The sequence below is a fragment of the Halocynthiibacter namhaensis genome (assembly GCF_000812685.1).
GTDB lineage: Bacteria > Pseudomonadota > Alphaproteobacteria > Rhodobacterales > Rhodobacteraceae > Halocynthiibacter > Halocynthiibacter namhaensis.
Window position 1 is genome coordinate 22,313 of the sequence record NZ_JWIF01000022.1, and the last position, 18,294, is coordinate 40,606.

General features: G+C 52.5%; 16 protein-coding genes. 12 read left to right on the top strand and 4 right to left on the bottom strand.

The window, feature by feature from the left end; all coding sequences use genetic code 11:
• Nucleotides 1-5: 5 nt before the first annotated feature.
• The 4 genes from RJ38_RS04215 to miaA all read right to left on the bottom strand — a co-directional run bounded on the left by RJ38_RS04215 (nt 6) and on the right by miaA (nt 5,399).
• Nucleotides 6-1,196, bottom strand: a complete 1,191-nt coding sequence (locus tag RJ38_RS04215) for an ABC transporter permease (RefSeq protein WP_039017649.1) — start codon at nt 1,194-1,196, stop codon at nt 6-8.
• Nucleotides 1,197-1,209: 13 nt separating this feature from the next.
• Nucleotides 1,210-2,253, bottom strand: coding sequence for an ABC transporter permease (locus RJ38_RS04220; RefSeq protein ID WP_039017650.1), 1,044 nt, complete (start codon nt 2,251-2,253; stop codon nt 1,210-1,212).
• A 175-nt stretch (nt 2,254-2,428) separates the two neighbouring features.
• Nucleotides 2,429-4,099 carry an ABC transporter substrate-binding protein gene (locus RJ38_RS04225; protein WP_039017651.1) on the bottom strand — a complete coding sequence of 557 codons (1,671 nt, stop codon included), beginning with the start codon at nt 4,097-4,099 and terminating at the stop codon, nt 2,429-2,431.
• A 415-nt stretch (nt 4,100-4,514) separates the two neighbouring features.
• The gene (miaA, locus tag RJ38_RS04230; RefSeq protein ID WP_039017652.1) at nt 4,515-5,399 is read right to left on the bottom strand and encodes a tRNA (adenosine(37)-N6)-dimethylallyltransferase MiaA; all 885 of its coding nucleotides are present in this window, start codon (nt 5,397-5,399) and stop codon (nt 4,515-4,517) included.
• A 280-nt stretch (nt 5,400-5,679) separates the two neighbouring features.
• Here miaA and pyrH point away from each other — a divergent pair, with 280 nt between their 5' ends.
• From pyrH to lpxB, 12 genes are all read left to right on the top strand, one after another.
• A complete protein-coding gene (pyrH, locus tag RJ38_RS04235; RefSeq protein WP_052245197.1) occupies nt 5,680-6,369 on the top strand; it encodes a UMP kinase in 690 nt (229 codons plus the stop codon).
• A gap of 92 nt (nt 6,370-6,461) precedes the next feature.
• On the top strand, nt 6,462-7,025 hold the full coding sequence (gene frr / locus RJ38_RS04240; protein WP_039017653.1) for a ribosome recycling factor: 564 nt from the start codon (nt 6,462-6,464) through the stop codon (nt 7,023-7,025).
• 121 nt (nt 7,026-7,146) lie between these two features.
• Nucleotides 7,147-7,896, top strand: a complete 750-nt coding sequence (locus RJ38_RS04245) for an isoprenyl transferase (protein WP_272945935.1) — start codon at nt 7,147-7,149, stop codon at nt 7,894-7,896.
• Nucleotides 7,893-8,561, top strand: coding sequence for a phosphatidate cytidylyltransferase (locus RJ38_RS04250; RefSeq protein ID WP_039017654.1), 669 nt, complete (start codon nt 7,893-7,895; stop codon nt 8,559-8,561). Before RJ38_RS04245 ends, RJ38_RS04250 begins: the two co-directional genes overlap by 4 nt.
• 5 nt (nt 8,562-8,566) lie before the next feature.
• Nucleotides 8,567-9,742, top strand: coding sequence for a 1-deoxy-D-xylulose-5-phosphate reductoisomerase (gene dxr, locus RJ38_RS04255; protein WP_039017655.1), 1,176 nt, complete (start codon nt 8,567-8,569; stop codon nt 9,740-9,742).
• A gap of 25 nt (nt 9,743-9,767) precedes the next feature.
• Nucleotides 9,768-11,102, top strand: coding sequence for an RIP metalloprotease RseP (gene rseP, locus RJ38_RS04260; RefSeq protein ID WP_156121750.1), 1,335 nt, complete (start codon nt 9,768-9,770; stop codon nt 11,100-11,102).
• Nucleotides 11,103-11,222: 120 nt separating this feature from the next.
• Nucleotides 11,223-13,556 (top strand): outer membrane protein assembly factor BamA, encoded by a 2,334-nt coding sequence (gene bamA, locus RJ38_RS04265; RefSeq protein WP_052245191.1) that lies wholly within the window; start codon nt 11,223-11,225, stop codon nt 13,554-13,556.
• Between the two features lies 1 nt (nt 13,557).
• Nucleotides 13,558-14,262: an OmpH/Skp family outer membrane protein gene (locus RJ38_RS18015; protein ID WP_052245192.1), complete on the top strand. Its 705-nt coding sequence runs from the start codon at nt 13,558-13,560 to the stop codon at nt 14,260-14,262.
• A gap of 114 nt (nt 14,263-14,376) precedes the next feature.
• On the top strand, nt 14,377-14,841 hold the full coding sequence (fabZ, locus tag RJ38_RS04275) for a 3-hydroxyacyl-ACP dehydratase FabZ (RefSeq protein WP_039017656.1): 465 nt from the start codon (nt 14,377-14,379) through the stop codon (nt 14,839-14,841).
• Nucleotides 14,838-15,635 carry an acyl-ACP--UDP-N-acetylglucosamine O-acyltransferase gene (gene lpxA / locus RJ38_RS04280; RefSeq protein WP_039017657.1) on the top strand — a complete coding sequence of 266 codons (798 nt, stop codon included), beginning with the start codon at nt 14,838-14,840 and terminating at the stop codon, nt 15,633-15,635. Before fabZ ends, lpxA begins: the two co-directional genes overlap by 4 nt.
• 3 nt (nt 15,636-15,638) lie before the next feature.
• Nucleotides 15,639-16,538: an LpxI family protein gene (locus RJ38_RS04285; RefSeq protein WP_039017658.1), complete on the top strand. Its 900-nt coding sequence runs from the start codon at nt 15,639-15,641 to the stop codon at nt 16,536-16,538.
• Nucleotides 16,535-18,283 carry a lipid-A-disaccharide synthase gene (lpxB, locus tag RJ38_RS04290; protein ID WP_082005627.1) on the top strand — a complete coding sequence of 583 codons (1,749 nt, stop codon included), beginning with the start codon at nt 16,535-16,537 and terminating at the stop codon, nt 18,281-18,283. Before RJ38_RS04285 ends, lpxB begins: the two co-directional genes overlap by 4 nt.
• The last annotated feature ends 11 nt before the right edge of the window (nt 18,284-18,294 follow it).

Genomic DNA, 18,294 nt, shown 5'->3' on the forward strand with positions numbered 1-18,294 from the left:
TCCTATCAGTCTTTCATTGCTTCTTCGCGCAGGCCATCGGCCAGCAGGTTCAGACCAAGCACAAGGCTAAGCAGCGCAAATGCAGGGATAATCACCGGATGGGCGTAGGCGCGCAGAAGGCCGCGACCAAGGTTAATGGTTGTGCCCCAATCCGGGCTGTTGGTCTCAAGGCCAAGGCCAAAGAAACCCAAAGTTCCCAGAAGGATGGTGGCGTAACCGATGCGCAGACAGAAATCGACGATCAGCGGGCCGCGCACGTTTGGCAATATTTCCCAAAGCATGATGTACCAAGGACCTTCACCACGGGTTTGACCCGCCGCAACATAGTCGCGTGATTTGATGTCCAGGGTCAGGCCGCGCACGATACGAAACACAGTGGGTGAGTTCACGAACACCACGGATACGAACACAACAAGGATGTTTGGATCTGGGTTGAAGGCGTCAAGCGCTGCGGGCAGGATGCGGATTGCACTGTCGCCGCCATGCTGAGAGATGAAGGACAGGTAAATCCAGCCTCCAATGACCCAGACCGCGATAAGGATCGGGTTGCGCTTGCCCGGATCCGTGTAAAAGCGCGAGTTCAGCAACACGGTGAGGAAGACAAGTGGGAACATGAACAAGACCGCCGCCATATATTGTGGCAGGCCGGTTGCGACGATTTCCTTGGTGACCAAAAGGTAGAACAGTAGGATCACAGGGAACGCAAGGATCAGGTTGGCTAGGAACGATAAGACCGTGTCCAGTTTGCCACCGAAATATCCCGCAGGCAGGCCCAATGTGATGCCGACCATAAAGGCCATCAATGTCGCAAGTGGTGCGATCATGATCACGATGCCGGAGCCGTAAATCATCCGAGAGAACACATCGCGTGCTTGTTTGTCGCCGCCCAAAAGGTAATGACCTGATCCGTCGGGCAGGGCTTCGCCGGGCAGGGCGTGTTTCATCGAGACCTCAAAGAACTGAGGATCATTTGGCATCAGCCAGCCGAAGACATTAGAAAAGAGCGCAGCAAACACCCAAAACATCACAATGCCAAAGCCGATCATGCCAACGGTTGAGTCAAACAATTTGCCATAAAGGCCCAGTTTGCGTTTGTTAGAAATTGAGATCCAGAAGGTCGCGATAAGCGCAATCCAAACGGGGCTCAATTGAAGGAAAATGCGGGTGATGATACCACCCCAGGATAAAGTTTCCATCTTTCAGGCTCCCTTAAGAAATGCGGATACGCGGGTTGAGGAAAACATAGCCAATGTCAGAGATCAGCTGCGTCAGCAGCACGACCACAACAGAGACCACAGAGACCCCCAGCAACAATTCGATATCATTGTTGCCCGCAGCCTGAACAAGCGCCCAGCCGAAACCTTTGTAGTTAAACAAGGTTTCCACGATGACGACACCATTCAGAAGCCAGGGAATTTGCAGCATGATCACGGTAAACGGCGCGATCAAAGCGTTGCGCAATGCGTGTTTCATCACGATTGTGCGGAAACCAAGACCCTTTAGGCGCGCGGTGCGAATATATTGCGCGGTCATGACTTCGGTCATTGAGGCGCGTGTCATCCGGGCGATGTAACCCATGCCGTATAGGGAAATGGTGATCACGGGCAGGGTGAAGTTCTCAAGGCTTGGTTCGTCCATCGCCTTGGTGGCACTGCCTTTAAAGATCTTCCAGCCAACACCGGATGCAAAGAAGGTGATCAACAAAACACCAGACACATATTCCGGTGTCGCGGTGGTGATGATCGACAGTGTAGACAGGGATCGGTCGGTGCGGGACCCTTCGCGCATGCCTGCCAAAACCCCGATGATCAGAGATGATGGGACCATAACGATCAACACCCACATCATGAGATATCCAGTTAGGCCCAATTTGGTCGCGATGATCGATGAGACTTCGTCGTCAAGTGCCGTGGAACGGCCCCAGTCGCCTTGCAGAATGCCGCAGTAGCTGGGGGCGTCTTCGGCTGCTTGGCCGGGGGCAATACAACGTCCTGTGGTCTTGCCTTCTTCATTGGTGAAGGTAAACCCTGGTGCAATGCCAAGCCATTCGCCGTATTTCACATAAAGCGGTTGCGCATAGCCGCGTTCGGCAAGCCAACTGACAACTTCAGTATCCGCCATGCGTTGGTTGCCTTCGCTTTTCGCGAGTTTTTCCAAGTTCGGATAAAGGTTGGTTAGCCAGAACACTACAAATGTTAGGCAAAGCGCCGTGAGAATCATAATTCCCAGGCGACGTAGTATAAATAGTCCCATAATTTCCCCGCTGTCAGCTGACTGTCGTCAGATACATATGAACTGCGCCGTTGATCGGCGTCTGTCGCTGGCTTTAGCGTGCCCAGTGGTTGCGACAATTCTATGTGAATCTGTCTGTAACCATGTGGCAAAACGGGGCCGCGATGCAGCCCCGTTTATTATTCCCCGTTAGGGATTAGGCTGAAAAGCCCCATTTGTAGTGATGGTGTTCAAAGCCAATGTGCGCTTCGGTGCCGTGCAGACCTTCGATGGTGTGACGATACAGGTTGCGCCAGTATGGCTGAATGGTCACGGCTTCTTCTTGGATCAGTGCTTCCATCTTCGCCATAACTTCACGACGTTGATCGGCATCTGCCAAAGACAGAGCTTCTGTCAGAAGGGCGTCGAATTCTTCATTCGCCCAGCCAAATTCATTCCAAGCCTCACCGGAACGGTATGCCAAAGCGTGAATTTGCACGCCAAGTGGACGGTGGTTCCAGTTGGTCAGTGAGAACGGATATTTTGTCCAGTCGTTCCAGAAGGTAGAACCAGGCAAAACAGTGCGTTTACAAGGGATGCCAGCATCATTGAGCTGCGCAGAAACTGTGTCACAGGTATCTGAACGATAGCCGCTGTCGATTGAAATCAGCTCGTGCTCATAGTCACCCATGCCAGCTTCTTCCATCAAAGCTTTGGCGGCAGCAGCGTCAACAACTTGTGGAGGCAGCGGTGCATATTCAGGGTGAACAGGGGACACGTGGTGGTTTTCAGCAACTTCACCATTGCCGTTCAGGCCAAGCTGAAGACAGGTCGCGTTGTTCACTGCCATTTGCAGCGCCTTGCGCACACGTACGTCAGCATAAGGCTTAACGCCGTCAACTTCAGCAAGTTGGTTTGCACGCACAACAACGGTCGCAGCGGTGGTCACTTGGGATTTCACGAAATCAAGGCTGTCGAGAATCTCAATGTATTCACCTTCAGAACGGTGCAACATGTCGACTTCTTCGCCTTCCATGGCGGACAGATATGCAGCTGGCTCTGTGCCGTAATCGATATATTCGATCGCATCCAGATATGGACCACCATAAACAGCGGTGCCCCACCAGTCCATGCCAGTGCGTTCAATGCGGCCTTTAACGCCAACTTCGATTCCGGTGATCTTATATGGACCTGTGCCGATCAGATCTTCTGCTGCTGCTTCTGGATCGTAATCTTTGTGCACAACCGCTGCTGGATAGTCAGACAGACCTGGAATGATAGAAATATCCGGCTGTGGCATGGTCACGACAACAGTGTGCGTGTCGGATGCAACAGCTGCACCTTCGATCATTTTGCCAGTGTCAGCGTCGACAAGCGTTGCCATACGACCCGCCATTGAGTTCGCATCAACACCTTTGTCACACCAACGTTCAATGTTGCGCACAACATCTTCAGCGGTGAAATCAGAACCATCAGACCATTTTACGCCCTGACGGACACTGAGTGTATAAACAGTCGCGTCTTCATTTGCTTCCCAGCTGTCCAGCAGCATGCCGCGGAAAGAACCGTCGTTGTTATATTCAACGAGATATTCCAGCGTGCCACGGGTCATGTTCGCGATTTCTGACCAGTCGGCAGTGCGTGTGTCTTTTGGTGCGCGCACTTCCATTTGAACACGAAGCGTGCCGCCAGGTTTGATGTGACCATCCGCAAGGGCTTCAGACGGAGCAACCGCGCCGATCAGGCCGTAAGCCGCAGTTGCGCTTACGCCAAGTGCGGTAGAGCGGGTCAGAAATTCACGGCGGCTAAGTTTGCCCTCAGTAAATTCCTTCGCATACATATCCGCAGCCGGATGCATCTTGTTTGAAGTTGTGGTGTTAAGCGTCATCGTTTTCTCCCTGTGACACGTTATTTATCAAAGTCGCTTTGCCGTTGATCCGTTTTGCGTGGATCAGTTAGGATCTTCCTGAGATCTGACAGGCCCTGGTAGGCGGGCTCTTTTTGAATGCGGCAGCAAGCAGACTAATATTGTTACTTTGCCATTCGGCACCAGAAATCCCCCGGGGTCAATGTTTACATTCGGCATAAGAAGGGCTGTTTGCGACATTTATCGATCAAAAAAGCGACACGCCCCTGATTTCAAGGTTTTCGCGGTGCCTTGCTACGCGGCGGGCTCGGCAGGTAGTGGGTTTTTGTGAAATTTTCTGTCGCAGCGGAAGAATTTGCGCAATCACGCCCAATAATACAGTGGGATCCCTATATTTTACACTACAGAATCACCTGCGCAGCAGATCATGAAGTCATCACGTCGGTAGATTGACCGGATTCCAATCAGACATGCGTTTTCTAAACCAAGTGCGTTGGCGCTTGGCATATTGCCGTGATGCGATAACCGCAGCATCTCGGGCCTGCGCCAAGGTCATATCGCCGCGAAGATAAGAAATCAGTTCAGGTGCGCCGATGGCTTTTGAGGACAGCAATTCTTGATCCCAATGGGGCATCATGGATTGTGCTTCTTCGATCGCGCCACCCTCTAACATTTGGTCAAATCGTTTCTCGATGCGTGTATTCAGCCAATCCACATCCGTGTTCATCACAATTGGCACAGCGTTCTGCAGGGGCAGCAAAGGCGGGGGCGTGTCATCTTGCCAAGCCGCAATGCCGCGACCGGTTGATTGCAACACTTCCCAAGCGCGTTGAACCCGGATCGGGTTTTGTAGATCAATGCGATCACAAGACGGGGCGTCGATTTCATCAATCATATCCGACAAGGGCCGTGTCTGGCGAAACGCATTGCCGCGCGCACGTATATCGTCGGGAGTCGCAGGGATCTCGGCCAAGCCTTCAACAAGCGCGCGGAAATAAAGGCCCGTGCCGCCAACGATAACAGGGCGTGGTCGGTCTTGCGCCAAGAACGGCGTGACATCGCGCAACCAAGCGCCGACAGAATAATCCTGCGTAAAGGGAACATGCCCATATAAGTGGTGCGGGGCTTGGTTTTCTTCCGCGGCGGATGGGCGCGCCGTCAGAATACGCCAGCCACTATATACCTGTAGCGCGTCCGCATTGATGATGACGCCGCCACCACGGGCTACAATCTCAAGCGCCAAGGCGGATTTACCTGACGCGGTTGGGCCGGCAATCAGGACGGGTTGGTCATTGGGAATGTCAAAGGCAAGATCACGCATAAGGAAGGGTTTAGGGGCGGACAGAAGCAAGGTCAAACCAGCCTTTTGAAAATCGCGTGGAAAAAAGCTGCAAACTTACGCCGAGAAGGCGCCTTGGCGGTTGTATCCAGGCGCGAGGTCTGACATTTTAAGTCAGTTCCAAAACAGATGCCTCACAGATGCGCAGCCTTTGCGCGCAGATTGTGCCACAACCGGGAGACACCAGATGTCAGGTGACAACCAAAGCGCGCCGCAAGCCGAAACTGCGGAAATTCAAGAGAAATCAAAGTTCAAGCGGGTGATGTTGAAAATCTCCGGCGAGGCATTGATGGGCGATCAGGGCTTTGGCCTGCACCCGCCAACCGTTGAACGCATCGCGCGCGAAGTGCAAACCGTTCAAGCCATGGGCGTAGAAGTTTGCATGGTGATCGGTGGCGGGAATATTTTCCGGGGTCTGCAAGGTTCAGCCCAGGGGATGGAACGCACAACTGCGGATTACATGGGCATGCTGGCGACCGTGATGAACGCGCTGGCGATGCAGGGCGCTTTGGAAAGCCTCGGCATTCATTCGCGTGTGATTTCGGCGATTCCTATGGATCAGATCTGTGAACCCTATATTCGCCGCCGCGCCGTGCGCCACCTTGAAAAGAAACGGGTTTGTATCTTTGCCGCCGGCACGGGCAACCCATATTTCACAACCGACACTGCCGCGACTCTGCGCGCCAATGAGATGCGCTGTGAGGCGATCTTTAAGGGCACGAAAGTGGATGGTGTTTATGATAAAGACCCTGCAAAACATGCGGATGCCGTGCGTTATGATTATGTATCCTATGACGAGGTCCTGCAAAAGCATCTCGGCGTGATGGATGCCTCTGCGATTGCCTTGGCACGTGACAATGACTTGCCGATCATCGTGTTCTCATTGGATGAACCAGGCGGGTTCCGAGGCATTCTTGAAGGCGAAGGCACCTATACACGCGTGCACAGTTAACGTTATATATAGGAAAAGCTCGGTGCGTTTGGCGCGTCGGGCAGCTCGTTTATCATGTGAGCAACAGGCCAAAAAACAAAGAGAGACTGATTATGTCCGACGATTTCATGCTTGATACCGACGATCTGCAACGCCGTATGGATGGCGCTATGGGGTCATTGAAAACTGAATTTGCATCTTTGCGCACCGGGCGCGCATCTGCGACCATGCTGGAACCTGTGATGGTCGATGCCTATGGATCGCGCACACCAGTAAACCAAATCGGCACGGTGAACGTGCCAGAACCACGCATGGTCACTTTGAATGTTTGGGACAAAGCCCTTGTTGGACCTGCTGAAAAAGCGATCCGCGAAAGTGGCCTTGGCATTAACCCGCAGTTAAATGGCACGATCATCATGTTGCCCATCCCGGAATTGACCGAAGATCGCCGCCGCGACCTTACTAAAGTTGCTGGCACCTACGCGGAAAACGCACGGGTTTCCGTGCGCAATGTGCGTCGTGATGGCATGGATCAGCTGAAAAAGGCCAAAAACGATGGTCTGTCTGAAGATGATCACAAGATCTGGTCCGATGAAGTTCAAGAACTGACCGACAAGTCGATCGCAGCTATCGATGCAGCGCTTGAAGTGAAGCAAGCCGAAATTATGCAAGTATAAAACGTTTAAAGCAGGGGGTTACCCTGCTTTTTCTTTGACGGGCCGTTTGAACTGTGTCCCGTCAAAGCGTGGTCATTCCGACCAAGTTTTAATGTGAAAAGAGACGCATTTGTCTAAACCATTGCAGAATGCCGACACGGATGATGTTGCTGATCAGGCGTGTGAGGTGTCAGGTGCCAATCACGTTGCGATAATTATGGATGGCAACGGTCGATGGGCGACACAGCGTGGAAAACCGCGCTTATTCGGCCATCGGGCTGGGGCCAAGCGCGTACGTGAAATCGTCGAAAGCTGCCCTGATTTTGGCGTTAAATACCTTACGATATTTGCGTTCTCGACTGAAAACTGGAAGCGCACGCAAGCCGAAGTTGCTGGCCTGATGATGTTGTTTCGCCGCTATATCACGCGTGAAACCCAAGCTTTGCACGAAAAAAATGTGCGCGTGCGCTTTATCGGTGACCGGGTGAAGTTGGACAAAAAGCTTCAATCTTTGATGGATCATTTGGAAGATTTGACCAAGGATAATACTGCGGTTAATCTGACGATTGCCATCAACTACGGTGGCCGCGACGAGGTTGCGCGCGCCATTCGTGACATCGCTCGTGATGTGAAAACCGGCAATCTTGATGCTGAGAAAGTGAATGAAGAGACGCTTTCAAGCTATTTAGATACAACGGTTTTACCTGATCCTGATCTGGTGATCCGCACCTCGGGTGAGGCACGGATTTCGAATTTTCTACTGTGGCAATCGGCCTATGCGGAATATGAATTTATCGACACGCTTTGGCCGGATTTCACCCGTGATGTCTTCGCCGAAGTGTTGCAACGTTTTGACGGGCGTGACCGTCGCTTTGGAGCCGTAAAAACATGAGTAAATGGGACGACCTTAAACCCCGTGTGATCTCTGCCGTTGTGATGTTGGTCGCGGGTATTGTTGTGACGCTGTTTGGCGGCGTTCCATTTGATATTCTGATGCTGATGATTGCGTTGATCGGCCTGCGCGAACTTTGGATGATGATCCGCAAACGTCTGGGCAGCCCGATTGATGTCATGATCCTGTTTGCATATGGTTTTATGATCACTGCAGGTTGCTTGGCCTTTGCAATTGTGCGCAATGATCCAAACGGGTTGTCAGAGGGGGTATTCCTCCTTGCTGGGATTGTTATTATATCTGATGTTTCTGGCTACTTTGCGGGGCGTTTGATCGGAGGTCCGAAGTTTTGGCCACGTATCAGCCCAAAGAAGACTTGGTCTGGAACTATTGCGGGCTGGATTGGTGCGGCACTTTTTGGAATGTTCTTTGTTATTTTCCAATATGGCGTCGATTACAACTTTTTGGTGTGGTCGGTGATGTTTGCTGTACTCGCTTTTGCGGGGCAAATGGGTGATATTATTCAAAGCGCCATAAAGCGACGCTGTGGCGTGAAAGATAGCTCCGACTTAATTCCCGGGCATGGAGGTGTCCTTGACCGCTTCGATGCCATGATTGGTGTTGGTTTCGTTGTCGCCATTTTCAAGTTGATCGCCGAAGGTTAAGTCAAATGTCGCGACGTATATCGATATTTGGTGTCACGGGGTCCATCGGGCAAAGCACCGTGGATTTGATTAAGCGTGACATGCAAGCTTATGATGTTATTGCGCTTTCCGGTGGTCGAAATATCAGCCAGCTGGCACGTGACGCCATCGACTTAAAGGCGGATATCGCGGTCACGGCCTTTGATGATCAGTTGGATAATCTGCGTGATGCCCTGGCTGGAACAGGGATCGAATGTGCGGCGGGCACCCAAGCCTTACTTGATGCCGCGGATCGCCCCACAGATTGGTGCATGAGCGCAATCGTCGGGCTTGCCGGGCTTGCCCCTGGGCTGCGCGCCTTGCGTCATGGCGGTACGTTGGCTTTGGCAAATAAGGAAAGCCTTGTCTCGGCTGGACCGTTAATCATGGCTGAGGCGGCCAAATATGGCGCGACGATCCTGCCTGTCGACAGTGAACATTCAGCGATTTTCCAAGCTCTTATTGGCGAGCCACGTGACGCGGTTGAACGTGTGATCATCACGGCCTCTGGTGGGGCTTTTCGGGATTGGCCATTGGAAAACCTGAAGGACGCAACCTTAAAGCAAGCGTCATCCCATCCCAATTGGGATATGGGCCAGCGCATCACGATTGACAGCGCTTCTATGTTTAACAAATCCATGGAAACTATTGAAGCTAAAGAGTTTTTTGACTTCTCGCCTGACCAGATTGAAGTGCTTATTCATCCGCAAAGCATGATCCATGCGATGATTGGTTATGCCGATGGCGGGTTGATGGCCCATGTTGGCCCGGCTGATATGCGCCACGCGATTGGTTTTGCGTTGCATTGGCCTGAACGCAAATATCTGCCCGTGGAACGTTTGGATTTCGCCCGCATTGGTCAGTTTGAATTCCGTGACGCCTGTGATCATCGCTATCCTGCCTTGCGCTTGGCGCGCGAGGTGATGCAGGCGGGCGGTTTGACCGGTGCTGGCTTTACGGCCGCCAAAGATGCCGCACTTGATGCGTTTATCGCTGGGCACTGCGGATTTATGGATATGGCCGGTATAGTGGAAGACGTGTTAAGCGCGCTTTCACGAAATAATGAACATAACATGGGTGATCTCACCCTTGAGAATATCCGCGTGACGGATCAACTTGCCCAGAAATTTGCAGCTGATGTCATCAGCGCGCGCATCGCCTGAATACGAGGAAAGTATCTTGGAAATAATGTCGCTTTTTAACGCCCTCGGTGGTGGTGTCTGGACTGCTGTGATCTTCATCATTGCCCTGTCGGTGATCGTGGCGATCCATGAATATGGGCATTACATTGTCGGGCGTTGGTCAGGCATTCATGCCGATGTGTTTTCGCTTGGATTTGGCCCGGTGATCTTTGCCCGGACCGACAAACATGGAACACAATGGCAGATTGCTTTGTTGCCGCTTGGCGGCTTTGTGAAATTCGCAGGGGATGCTGACGCGGCCTCGGCGGGCAAAGATGATGAAGCGTTCGAAGGGCTGAATGAGGCCGAGCTGCGCCGCACGATGCATGGCGCACCTCTCTGGGCGCGTGCGGCGACCGTTGCAGCGGGTCCGATGTTCAACTTTGCCCTGTCGATCATCGTATTCTTTGTGTTTTTCATGTTTTCGGGCAAAGCCGTTGATCCGGTGACTGTGGGTGAAATACGAGCTTACCCTCAGGCTGAAACGTCGCTTTTGGTTGGGGACCAGATCCGGAAAATCAACGATCAAACCCCACCTGAAGACGCTGTTGGGTATCGGACGTTTATAGATGCGCTGCCGAAGGATTCATTGCTGCCTTATACGGTTGGTCGGGGTGATGAGGAGATCATCGTGATGGCCCCACATCCATCGCCCCCAGCGGTATCCATGGTTGCTGCGCGTTCTGCCGCGCGAACGGCAGGCATGCAGATCGATGATGTTATCACTGCCGTAGATGGCCAACCTGTGGCCAGTTTTGATCAAATGCGTGATATTATCCTAGCGTCAGAAGGGCAGCCTGTTGTGTTGGATGTATGGCGCGGGGGCGAGACGCTTCAGGTGACTTTATCCGCACGTGAACGCGATCACCAACTGGCGGATGGCAGTTTTGAGAAACGCTGGCAAATCGGCCTGAGCGGTGGCGTGCTGTTTACGCCTGCCAGAGAAGGGGCCGGGATTTGGGAAAGTGCATCTGGTGCTGTGCAACAAACCTGGGCGATCATTTCCGGAAGCTTAGAGGGGCTGTACCACATTTTTTTTGGTACAATCAGTACATGTAATCTGAATGGCCCCGTGGGTATGGCGCAAAATGTATCAGCCTTCGCAGAAGCGGGTATTGCTGATTTCATTCGCTTTATTGCGCTGCTATCCACCGCAGTTGGGCTTTTAAATCTGTTCCCAATCCCAGTTCTGGACGGTGGACATCTGGTGTTCTTTGCTTGGGAAGCTGTCACAGGCAAACCACCAAGTGATAAGGCTCTGCGCATTTTGATGAGCATCGGCCTAACGGTTATGCTGTTGGTTATGACCTTTGCTTTGGGCAATGATCTGCTCTGTAAATAGGGTTTTTATGTCTGAAAAATGAGTGCTTTGCGAATTCTTGCGTTCGCAGGGCACAGGCTTTTGACAAGAGGATTTGCAGAGGGTACTCAGTGTTAAGTTTTTAATACGGACGGGGACCCGATGAGCTGCTTTTTCAAAACCACTGGCACAGGCCAGAAGACACCTATTTCTGATCGAATTTTGCCTGCGACACTGGGTTTTTTCCTTTTGACATCAGCCGCTTCCGTGTTCGTTCCCGATGTGGCTTACGCGCAGCAATTTCGTTTCTCATCCGTTGAGATCGAAGGCAATCAGCGCATTGAAGGTGCAACGATCTTGTCCCACGCTGGAATCGGACGCGGGGAAAGCGTATCGGCAGCTGAGCTGAATGACGCCTATCAGCGTATTCTTGCAAGCGGATTGTTCGAAAGCGTTGAGATCGTACCAAGTGGTTCGCGCCTTGTTATTCATGTGGTTGAGTTCCCGACGATCAACCGTATCAGCATCGAAGGCAACCGACGTCTGAAAGACGACGACCTGTTGACTGTGCTGCAATCCAGACCGCGCCACGTGTTCAGTGCGGCGGTTGCGGAAGCCGACGCGCAATCAATCACAGAAGCCTATAGCGCGTCAGGCCGTTTGGCAGCCACGGTGGAACCCCGGATCATTCGCCGTTCTAACAACCGCGTTGATTTGGTCTTTGAAATCACTGAAGGCAAAGTGGTAGAGGTCGAACGCCTTAGCTTTGTAGGCAACCGTGCCTTTTCTGAGCGTCGTTTGCGGCGTGTGCTTGAAACGAAACAAGCTGGATTTTTCCGCGCTTTGGTCCGTTCCGACAGCTTTATTGCCGATCGTATTGAATTCGACAAACAAGTGTTGCGCGATTTCTATTTGTCCCGCGGATATGTTGATTTTGAAACCTTGTCCGTGAACTCAGAACTTGTACGTGCACGCGACGGTTTCTTGGTGACCTTCAATGTGCGCGAAGGTCAGCAGTTTCGCGTGGGTGAGGTGACTGTTGTTTCTGATTTAGAATCGGCAGACCCAGATCTATTCCTTGACGAAACGCGGATGAAGTCTGGTGCCGTCTATGCGCCGTCATTGATCGAAGAAAACATTGCCCGCCTTGAACGTTTCGCCATCCGCGAGGAAATCGATTTCCTACGTGTGGAGCCGCGTGTCACACGCAACGACGCAGATTTGACCCTTGATGTCGAATTTGTACTAACACGTGGGCCACGTGTTTTCGTAGAGCGGATCGATATTGAAGGCAACAACACCACTTTGGACCGTGTTGTTCGTAACCGTTTCCGCGTGGTTGAAGGGGATCCCTTTAACCCACGTGAAATTCGTGAATCAGCAGCGCGCGTCCGCGCGCTTGGGTACTTTAGCAATGCAGAAGTAAACGCGCGCGAAGGGTCATCTGCCGATCAGGTCGTGATTGACGTGGATGTGGAAGAACAACCAACCGGCAGTCTCAGCTTCGGGGCAAGCTATTCTGCTGACAGTGGCGCGTCCTTTGCCATTGGTTTTTCAGAGCGCAACTTCTTGGGGCGCGGACAGACGATTTCTGTCGATCTAAACACAGCATCCAGCAGTCAATCCGGTAAGTTTCGTTTTGTTGAACCCAACTTATTGGGTCGTGATTTGGCCTTCGGTCTTGATCTGGGATATGTGACCACGGATTCAAACAATTCAACATTTGATACGCGCCGCATTAATTTTTCGCCGTCGCTTACCTTCCCTGTGTCGGCAAACGGACGGTTACAGGTCTATTATTCTCTTGAGCAGAATAAGATCTTTAATGTCAGCAATACGGCCAGCCAAATTCTGCAAAACGATCAGACTAATGGCGCGCAAGTCACCAGCGCACTTGGGTATAACTACAGTTTTGACACGCGGCGGACTGGGCTAAATCCTGACGCGGGTGTCGTTTTGCGCTTTGGTCAGAAATTCGCTGGGCTTGGTGGCGACAGTAAGTATATTCGCACAACCGCGCTGTTGGGGGCTGAGGCCAAAGTCTGGAACAATGAAGTCACGGTGCGTGGTATTTTGGAAGGTGGGATACAGCATTCCCTCAGCGATACCAACAGTTCCGTGTTGGACCGTTTCACGCATTCCAGCAGCCAATTGCGCGGCTTCTCAAGCAACGGCATTGGCCCGTTTGATGCGGGTGATCACCTGGGCGGCAATAAATACGTTTACGCACGTTTGGAAACCGATTTCCCCTTGGGCTTGCCAGAAGAATACGGCATCACCGGCGGCTTGTTCGTGGACGCTGGATCTGTCTGGGGCTTAGATGACAACCTTGCTGGCGCAATTGATGATAGTTTTGAGCTGCGGGCCGCAGTCGGTTTCTCTGTTTTCTGGACGACACCTTTGGGGCCGCTACGGTTCAACTTCTCTCAGCCGTTAAAAGAGTTTGCAAACGACGACACGCGTAGTTTCGATCTGACGATCTCGACACAGTTCTAAAATGAAAATTTCTGAACATATTCCGGGCATCTGCAGTTTGTTTTTGCCCGGTCTTCAGGTCTCTTTGAGGTCCATGATCGGCGCATTGGCTGTGATTGGCTGGGGGAGCCATGTGTCATGGGCCCAGGATACAGTGCCCTCAGGCGCACCATCGGTGTCCACCCAGGTATCTACAGCACAGTCTGGTCGACCGATTGCCAGTCTGCTGACCATCGAACAAGACCAGTTGTACAACCAAAGCCGATTGGGCATGGCGCTTGAGGCGATGTTGACGCTTGAGCGCACCGATCTTCAAAATGAAAACCAGAAGATTTTCGATGCTTTGTCTGCAGAGGAAACGGAACTCGTTGAGTTGCGCAAAGAAACCGACCAAGATGCGTTTTCGGTCTTGGCGCAAGCATTTGATCTTCGCGTGCAGAGGATCCGTGCCGAACAAGATCAAAAGCTTCGCGATCTCGTACGTCGACGGGAAGATGTGCAGAAAGCTTTTTTTGCTTTGGCTCTTCCTTTGGTGGCGCATGTCACGCGTTCACGGGGGGGATTGGCTGTCATTGATCGGCGCAGTGTGATTTTGGCGGTCGAGAACATTGATATCACTGTTGATGTGATCGGGTTGATTGATACGACTTACCCTGATGGGCAAATTCCCGAAATGTTTTCGCCGACGCCTGCGGAACCAGCCCCAGTTACCCCCGCGCAGGAATAAGCGCATTTTTCAGTATTTTGCAGTGCATTCCCATTGGTAACTTGTTTGCCCGTGTCGGACAGGGTATTCACGGGTAACCCTGAGATACAGGATACTACAAAATAAGGAAAACCAATGTCCGACAAGATTACTGAAGCCGATCTAGATATCATTCAGCGGATTATTCCGCATCGTTACCCGTTTCTTCTGATCGACAAAGTACGTGACATTGTGCCAAGCGAAAGTGCTGTGGGCATTAAGAATGTCACCTGTAACGAACCGCATTTTCAAGGGCACTTCCCTGGTGCGCCGATCATGCCTGGCGTGACAATCATCGAATCCATGGCGCAAACTGCGGCTGTCATGGTCGGTGTGACCTTGGATCTGATAGATCGTGACCTGCTGGTGTACTTCATGTCCGTTGATAAATGTAAGTTCCGCGGCAAGGTTGTCCCAGGCGACGTGCTTGAACTGCATGTGGAAGTGATCCGCGCAGGTACAAAAATCTGGAAATTCCGTGCCGATGGTAAAGTGGACGGCAAGGTCGTTTGTTCAGCTGAATTCGCGGCCATGATTGATCTGTTGGACGAAGCTAAATGAGCATCGCGCAAAGTGCTGTGATCCATCCAATGTCCCTCGTTGAAGATGGGGCTGTGATTGGGGACGGCGCAAAAATTGGTCCGTTTTGCACCGTGGGGGCCAATGTAACGATTGGCGCCCGCAGTGAACTGCGCAGCCATGTGGTGGTGACTGGCCATACGACGCTTGGGGAAGACAATGAGGTTTTCCCTTTTGCGTCGATCGGCGAGGTACCACAAGATCTGAAGTTCGGCGGCGAAGACAGCACTTTGATCATTGGTGATCGCAATCGTATTCGCGAAGGCGTGACCATGAATACTGGCACCGAAGGTGGTGGTGGCGTGACGCGTGTCGGCGATGACGGTTTGTTTATGGCGAATTGTCACGTGGCCCATGATGTGCAGATCGGGAACAATGTGATCTTGGTCAACAATGCGTCGGTTGCCGGGCATTGTGTGATTGAGAATGACGTTATCATTGGTGGGTTGTCCGGGGTGCATCAATGGGTGCGCATCGGAAAAGGTGCGATTATTGGCGCTGTGTCGATGGTGACCAATGATGTGATCCCTTATGGTCTGGTTCAGGCCCCACGTGGGCATTTGCACGGGCTCAACCTTGTCGGATTGAAACGCAAGGGTATCGCACGCGCGGATATCACAGCTTTGCGTGCGGCCTATCAGATGCTGGCCCAGGGCGACGGCACATTCCAAGATCGCACACGCCGTTTGGGCGACGAAAGCGACAGTGAATATGTTCAGGACATCGTGGCTTTTGTCACCGGAAATTCTGACCGTTCCTTCCTAACACCGGAGTAGGCGATGTTTGCGATCATTGCAGGGCAGGGTGATCTGCCGTGGCTTTTGGCTGCGCATTTGATGGATCAGGGCCAAAAACCCCTGATCGCTGCCATGGAAGGCTTTGCGCCGGATGCGTTGGAGGTTGATCTCAGCTTCCGCGTCGAAACCCTCGGCTCGTTTTTGGTCGCTTTGGGCGATGCAGGCGTTACAGATGTCTGTTTTGCCGGATCAGTTGCACGGCCAGCCTTGGATCCATCAAAGATTGACGCACAAACCATGCCGCTTGTGCCCGTGATCATGCAGGCCATGCAGGCCGGCGACGACGGTGCTTTGCGTGCAGTCCTTGATATCTTTGAGAAAACCGGATTCAAACTGCATGGCGCCCATGAGGTTTTGCCTGCTTTGCTGCCCAATGCGGGGATTGCCACCAAAGCCCAGCCCACCGATCATCACAAGAAAGATGCGGCGCGTGGCCAAGTGATTGTTGCCGCGATGGGGGCTGCGGATGTCGGGCAAAGCTGCGTGGTTGCGCGCGGTCAAGCCCAAGCGATTGAGGCCCAGCCGGGTACGGACTGGATGTTGCGATCTTTGCTGGCCACGCCGGTCGAGCATGAGAAAACCTTCCTTGATGAAATTATGGATGTTGTCAGCTTAGGCGATCCAATCCCAGACAGCCGCCTGCCTGAACTCGATCCAAAGATTGTGCCCGGTGGCATCCTTTATAAGGCCCCAAAACCCGGTCAAGATCGGCGTGTCGATTTGCCGGTGATTGGGGTCAACACGGTCTCTGCTGCTGCTGAAGCGGGACTTGCAGGCATCGTGATTGAGGCGGGTGGCGTGATGGTGCCCAACCTTGAAGGTGTGATCCAAGCGGCAGATCTGTGCCGCATGTTCCTTTGGGTGCGCGAGGCCAGCGAATGAAGGTCTTTCTCATCGCGGGCGAGGCCTCTGGCGATAAGCTGGGTGCTGCCTTGATGGAAGGCCTTCAAACACTTGTGCCGGAGATCGAATTTCACGGAGTTGGCGGTGAATTGATGGCCGCGCAAGGGCTGGTCAGCCAGTTTCCCATACATGAACTGTCGATCATGGGAATCGCTGAGGTCGCCCCGAAATATTTCCATTTGAAACGTCGTATCCGCGAAACCGCCCAGGCCGCTTTGGCCTTGAAACCCGATGTGATGATCACAATTGACAGCCCGGATTTCTGCCTGCGTGTGGCGAAAATCGTCAAGGCCGCGTCAAACATCCCGACCGTGCATTATGTTGCGCCTTCGGTTTGGGCCTGGCGCGAAAAGCGGGCTGTGAAAATGGCGAAAGTCATTGATCATGTGCTTGCGCTTTTGCCGTTCGAGCCGCCTTACATGCAGGCGGTCGGTATGACGTGTGATTTCGTTGGTCACCCGGTTGTGGCGGAAGCTTTGGCGACCGCGGATGAGATCGCGGAATTCACGCAAAATCACCATATCACAGCGGATCAGAAGATCATGCTGCTGCTTCCTGGTTCACGCATGGGCGAGGTGACGCGCATGTTGCCGGTCTTGCGCGGCGTGGCCGAAGCCTTGCACGCAGACCACCCAAATATGCGTTTTATCCTGCCTGCGGCCCCTGGCCCTGTCAGCGATCTGATCTATTGCGAGACCGAGGCTTGGCCCATCGGTGCCGCACCTCTGATCATTGATCCCAGCAACAAAACCGCAAAACGCGCCGCCTTCGCCCGTGCCGATCTGGCCCTTGCGGCCTCGGGCACGGTGTCGCTGGAACTTGCTGCCAATAACACGCCCATGGTCATAGCCTATGACATGAACTGGCTGTCGCGCAGGCTGATCAAACGCATGCTGAAAATCGACACGGTGACGCTTGTGAACCTTGTGTCTGAAACACGCACTGTACCCGAATTTCTGGGCGAGAATTGCATCGCCACACAGATCATCTCCGCCGTTGAAGCCCTGCTGAAAGACCCAACTTCTCAACAAGATGCCATGTCTGTGACAATGGAGCGTTTGGGGCGAGGTGCAGAAGCACCGGGGTTAAGGGCGGCAAGATCGGTGTTGGCCCAAATTACGTATGATGTTTCAAATAAAAGTTCGGTTGCCGTTCCAGACCAACGCGCAGAAAACGAGGCAGTTCAAACGTTGGAGCTTTTCACATCAGAAGTTTTTGCGCGTAGGTATCTTAATGCTGGTGCCAATGATGATTTGGTCAATTGGGCTGAAAATATGGTGTTATCAGGCTTTGATAGCCCGCATTTGAATATACTTTTGGGGGAGATCAAGCCTTTTAACACGTTTGAGATGAACGATCTTCTTGATCGTATCCAAGCTGACCTCAATTTGCCTCGAATTTCGTCGGAGGCGGAGGCTCTTGAAATTATCGCTACAGGGTATGTTCAGAGATTTATGCAAGGCGTAACCAGCAGCGCGACCACTTTGTTTAAGCTTGCCGAACTGTACCAACATGATGAACAGTCTGAAACGATATATGACTTTTACGCTCTTCACTATGCTGCCGTCGATTTGGGATACAGTGAAGTTCAATATTATTGGCCAACCGCAAATCGACGTAATATTGAGAAAATCATCAAGGATAGATGTGTTGAATGGTTGAAGGACTATCCACTCGATGCGTGGCAGCGACACGAATGGATCCGAAGCTGTAAGCACATCTAAATTGGCTTCGG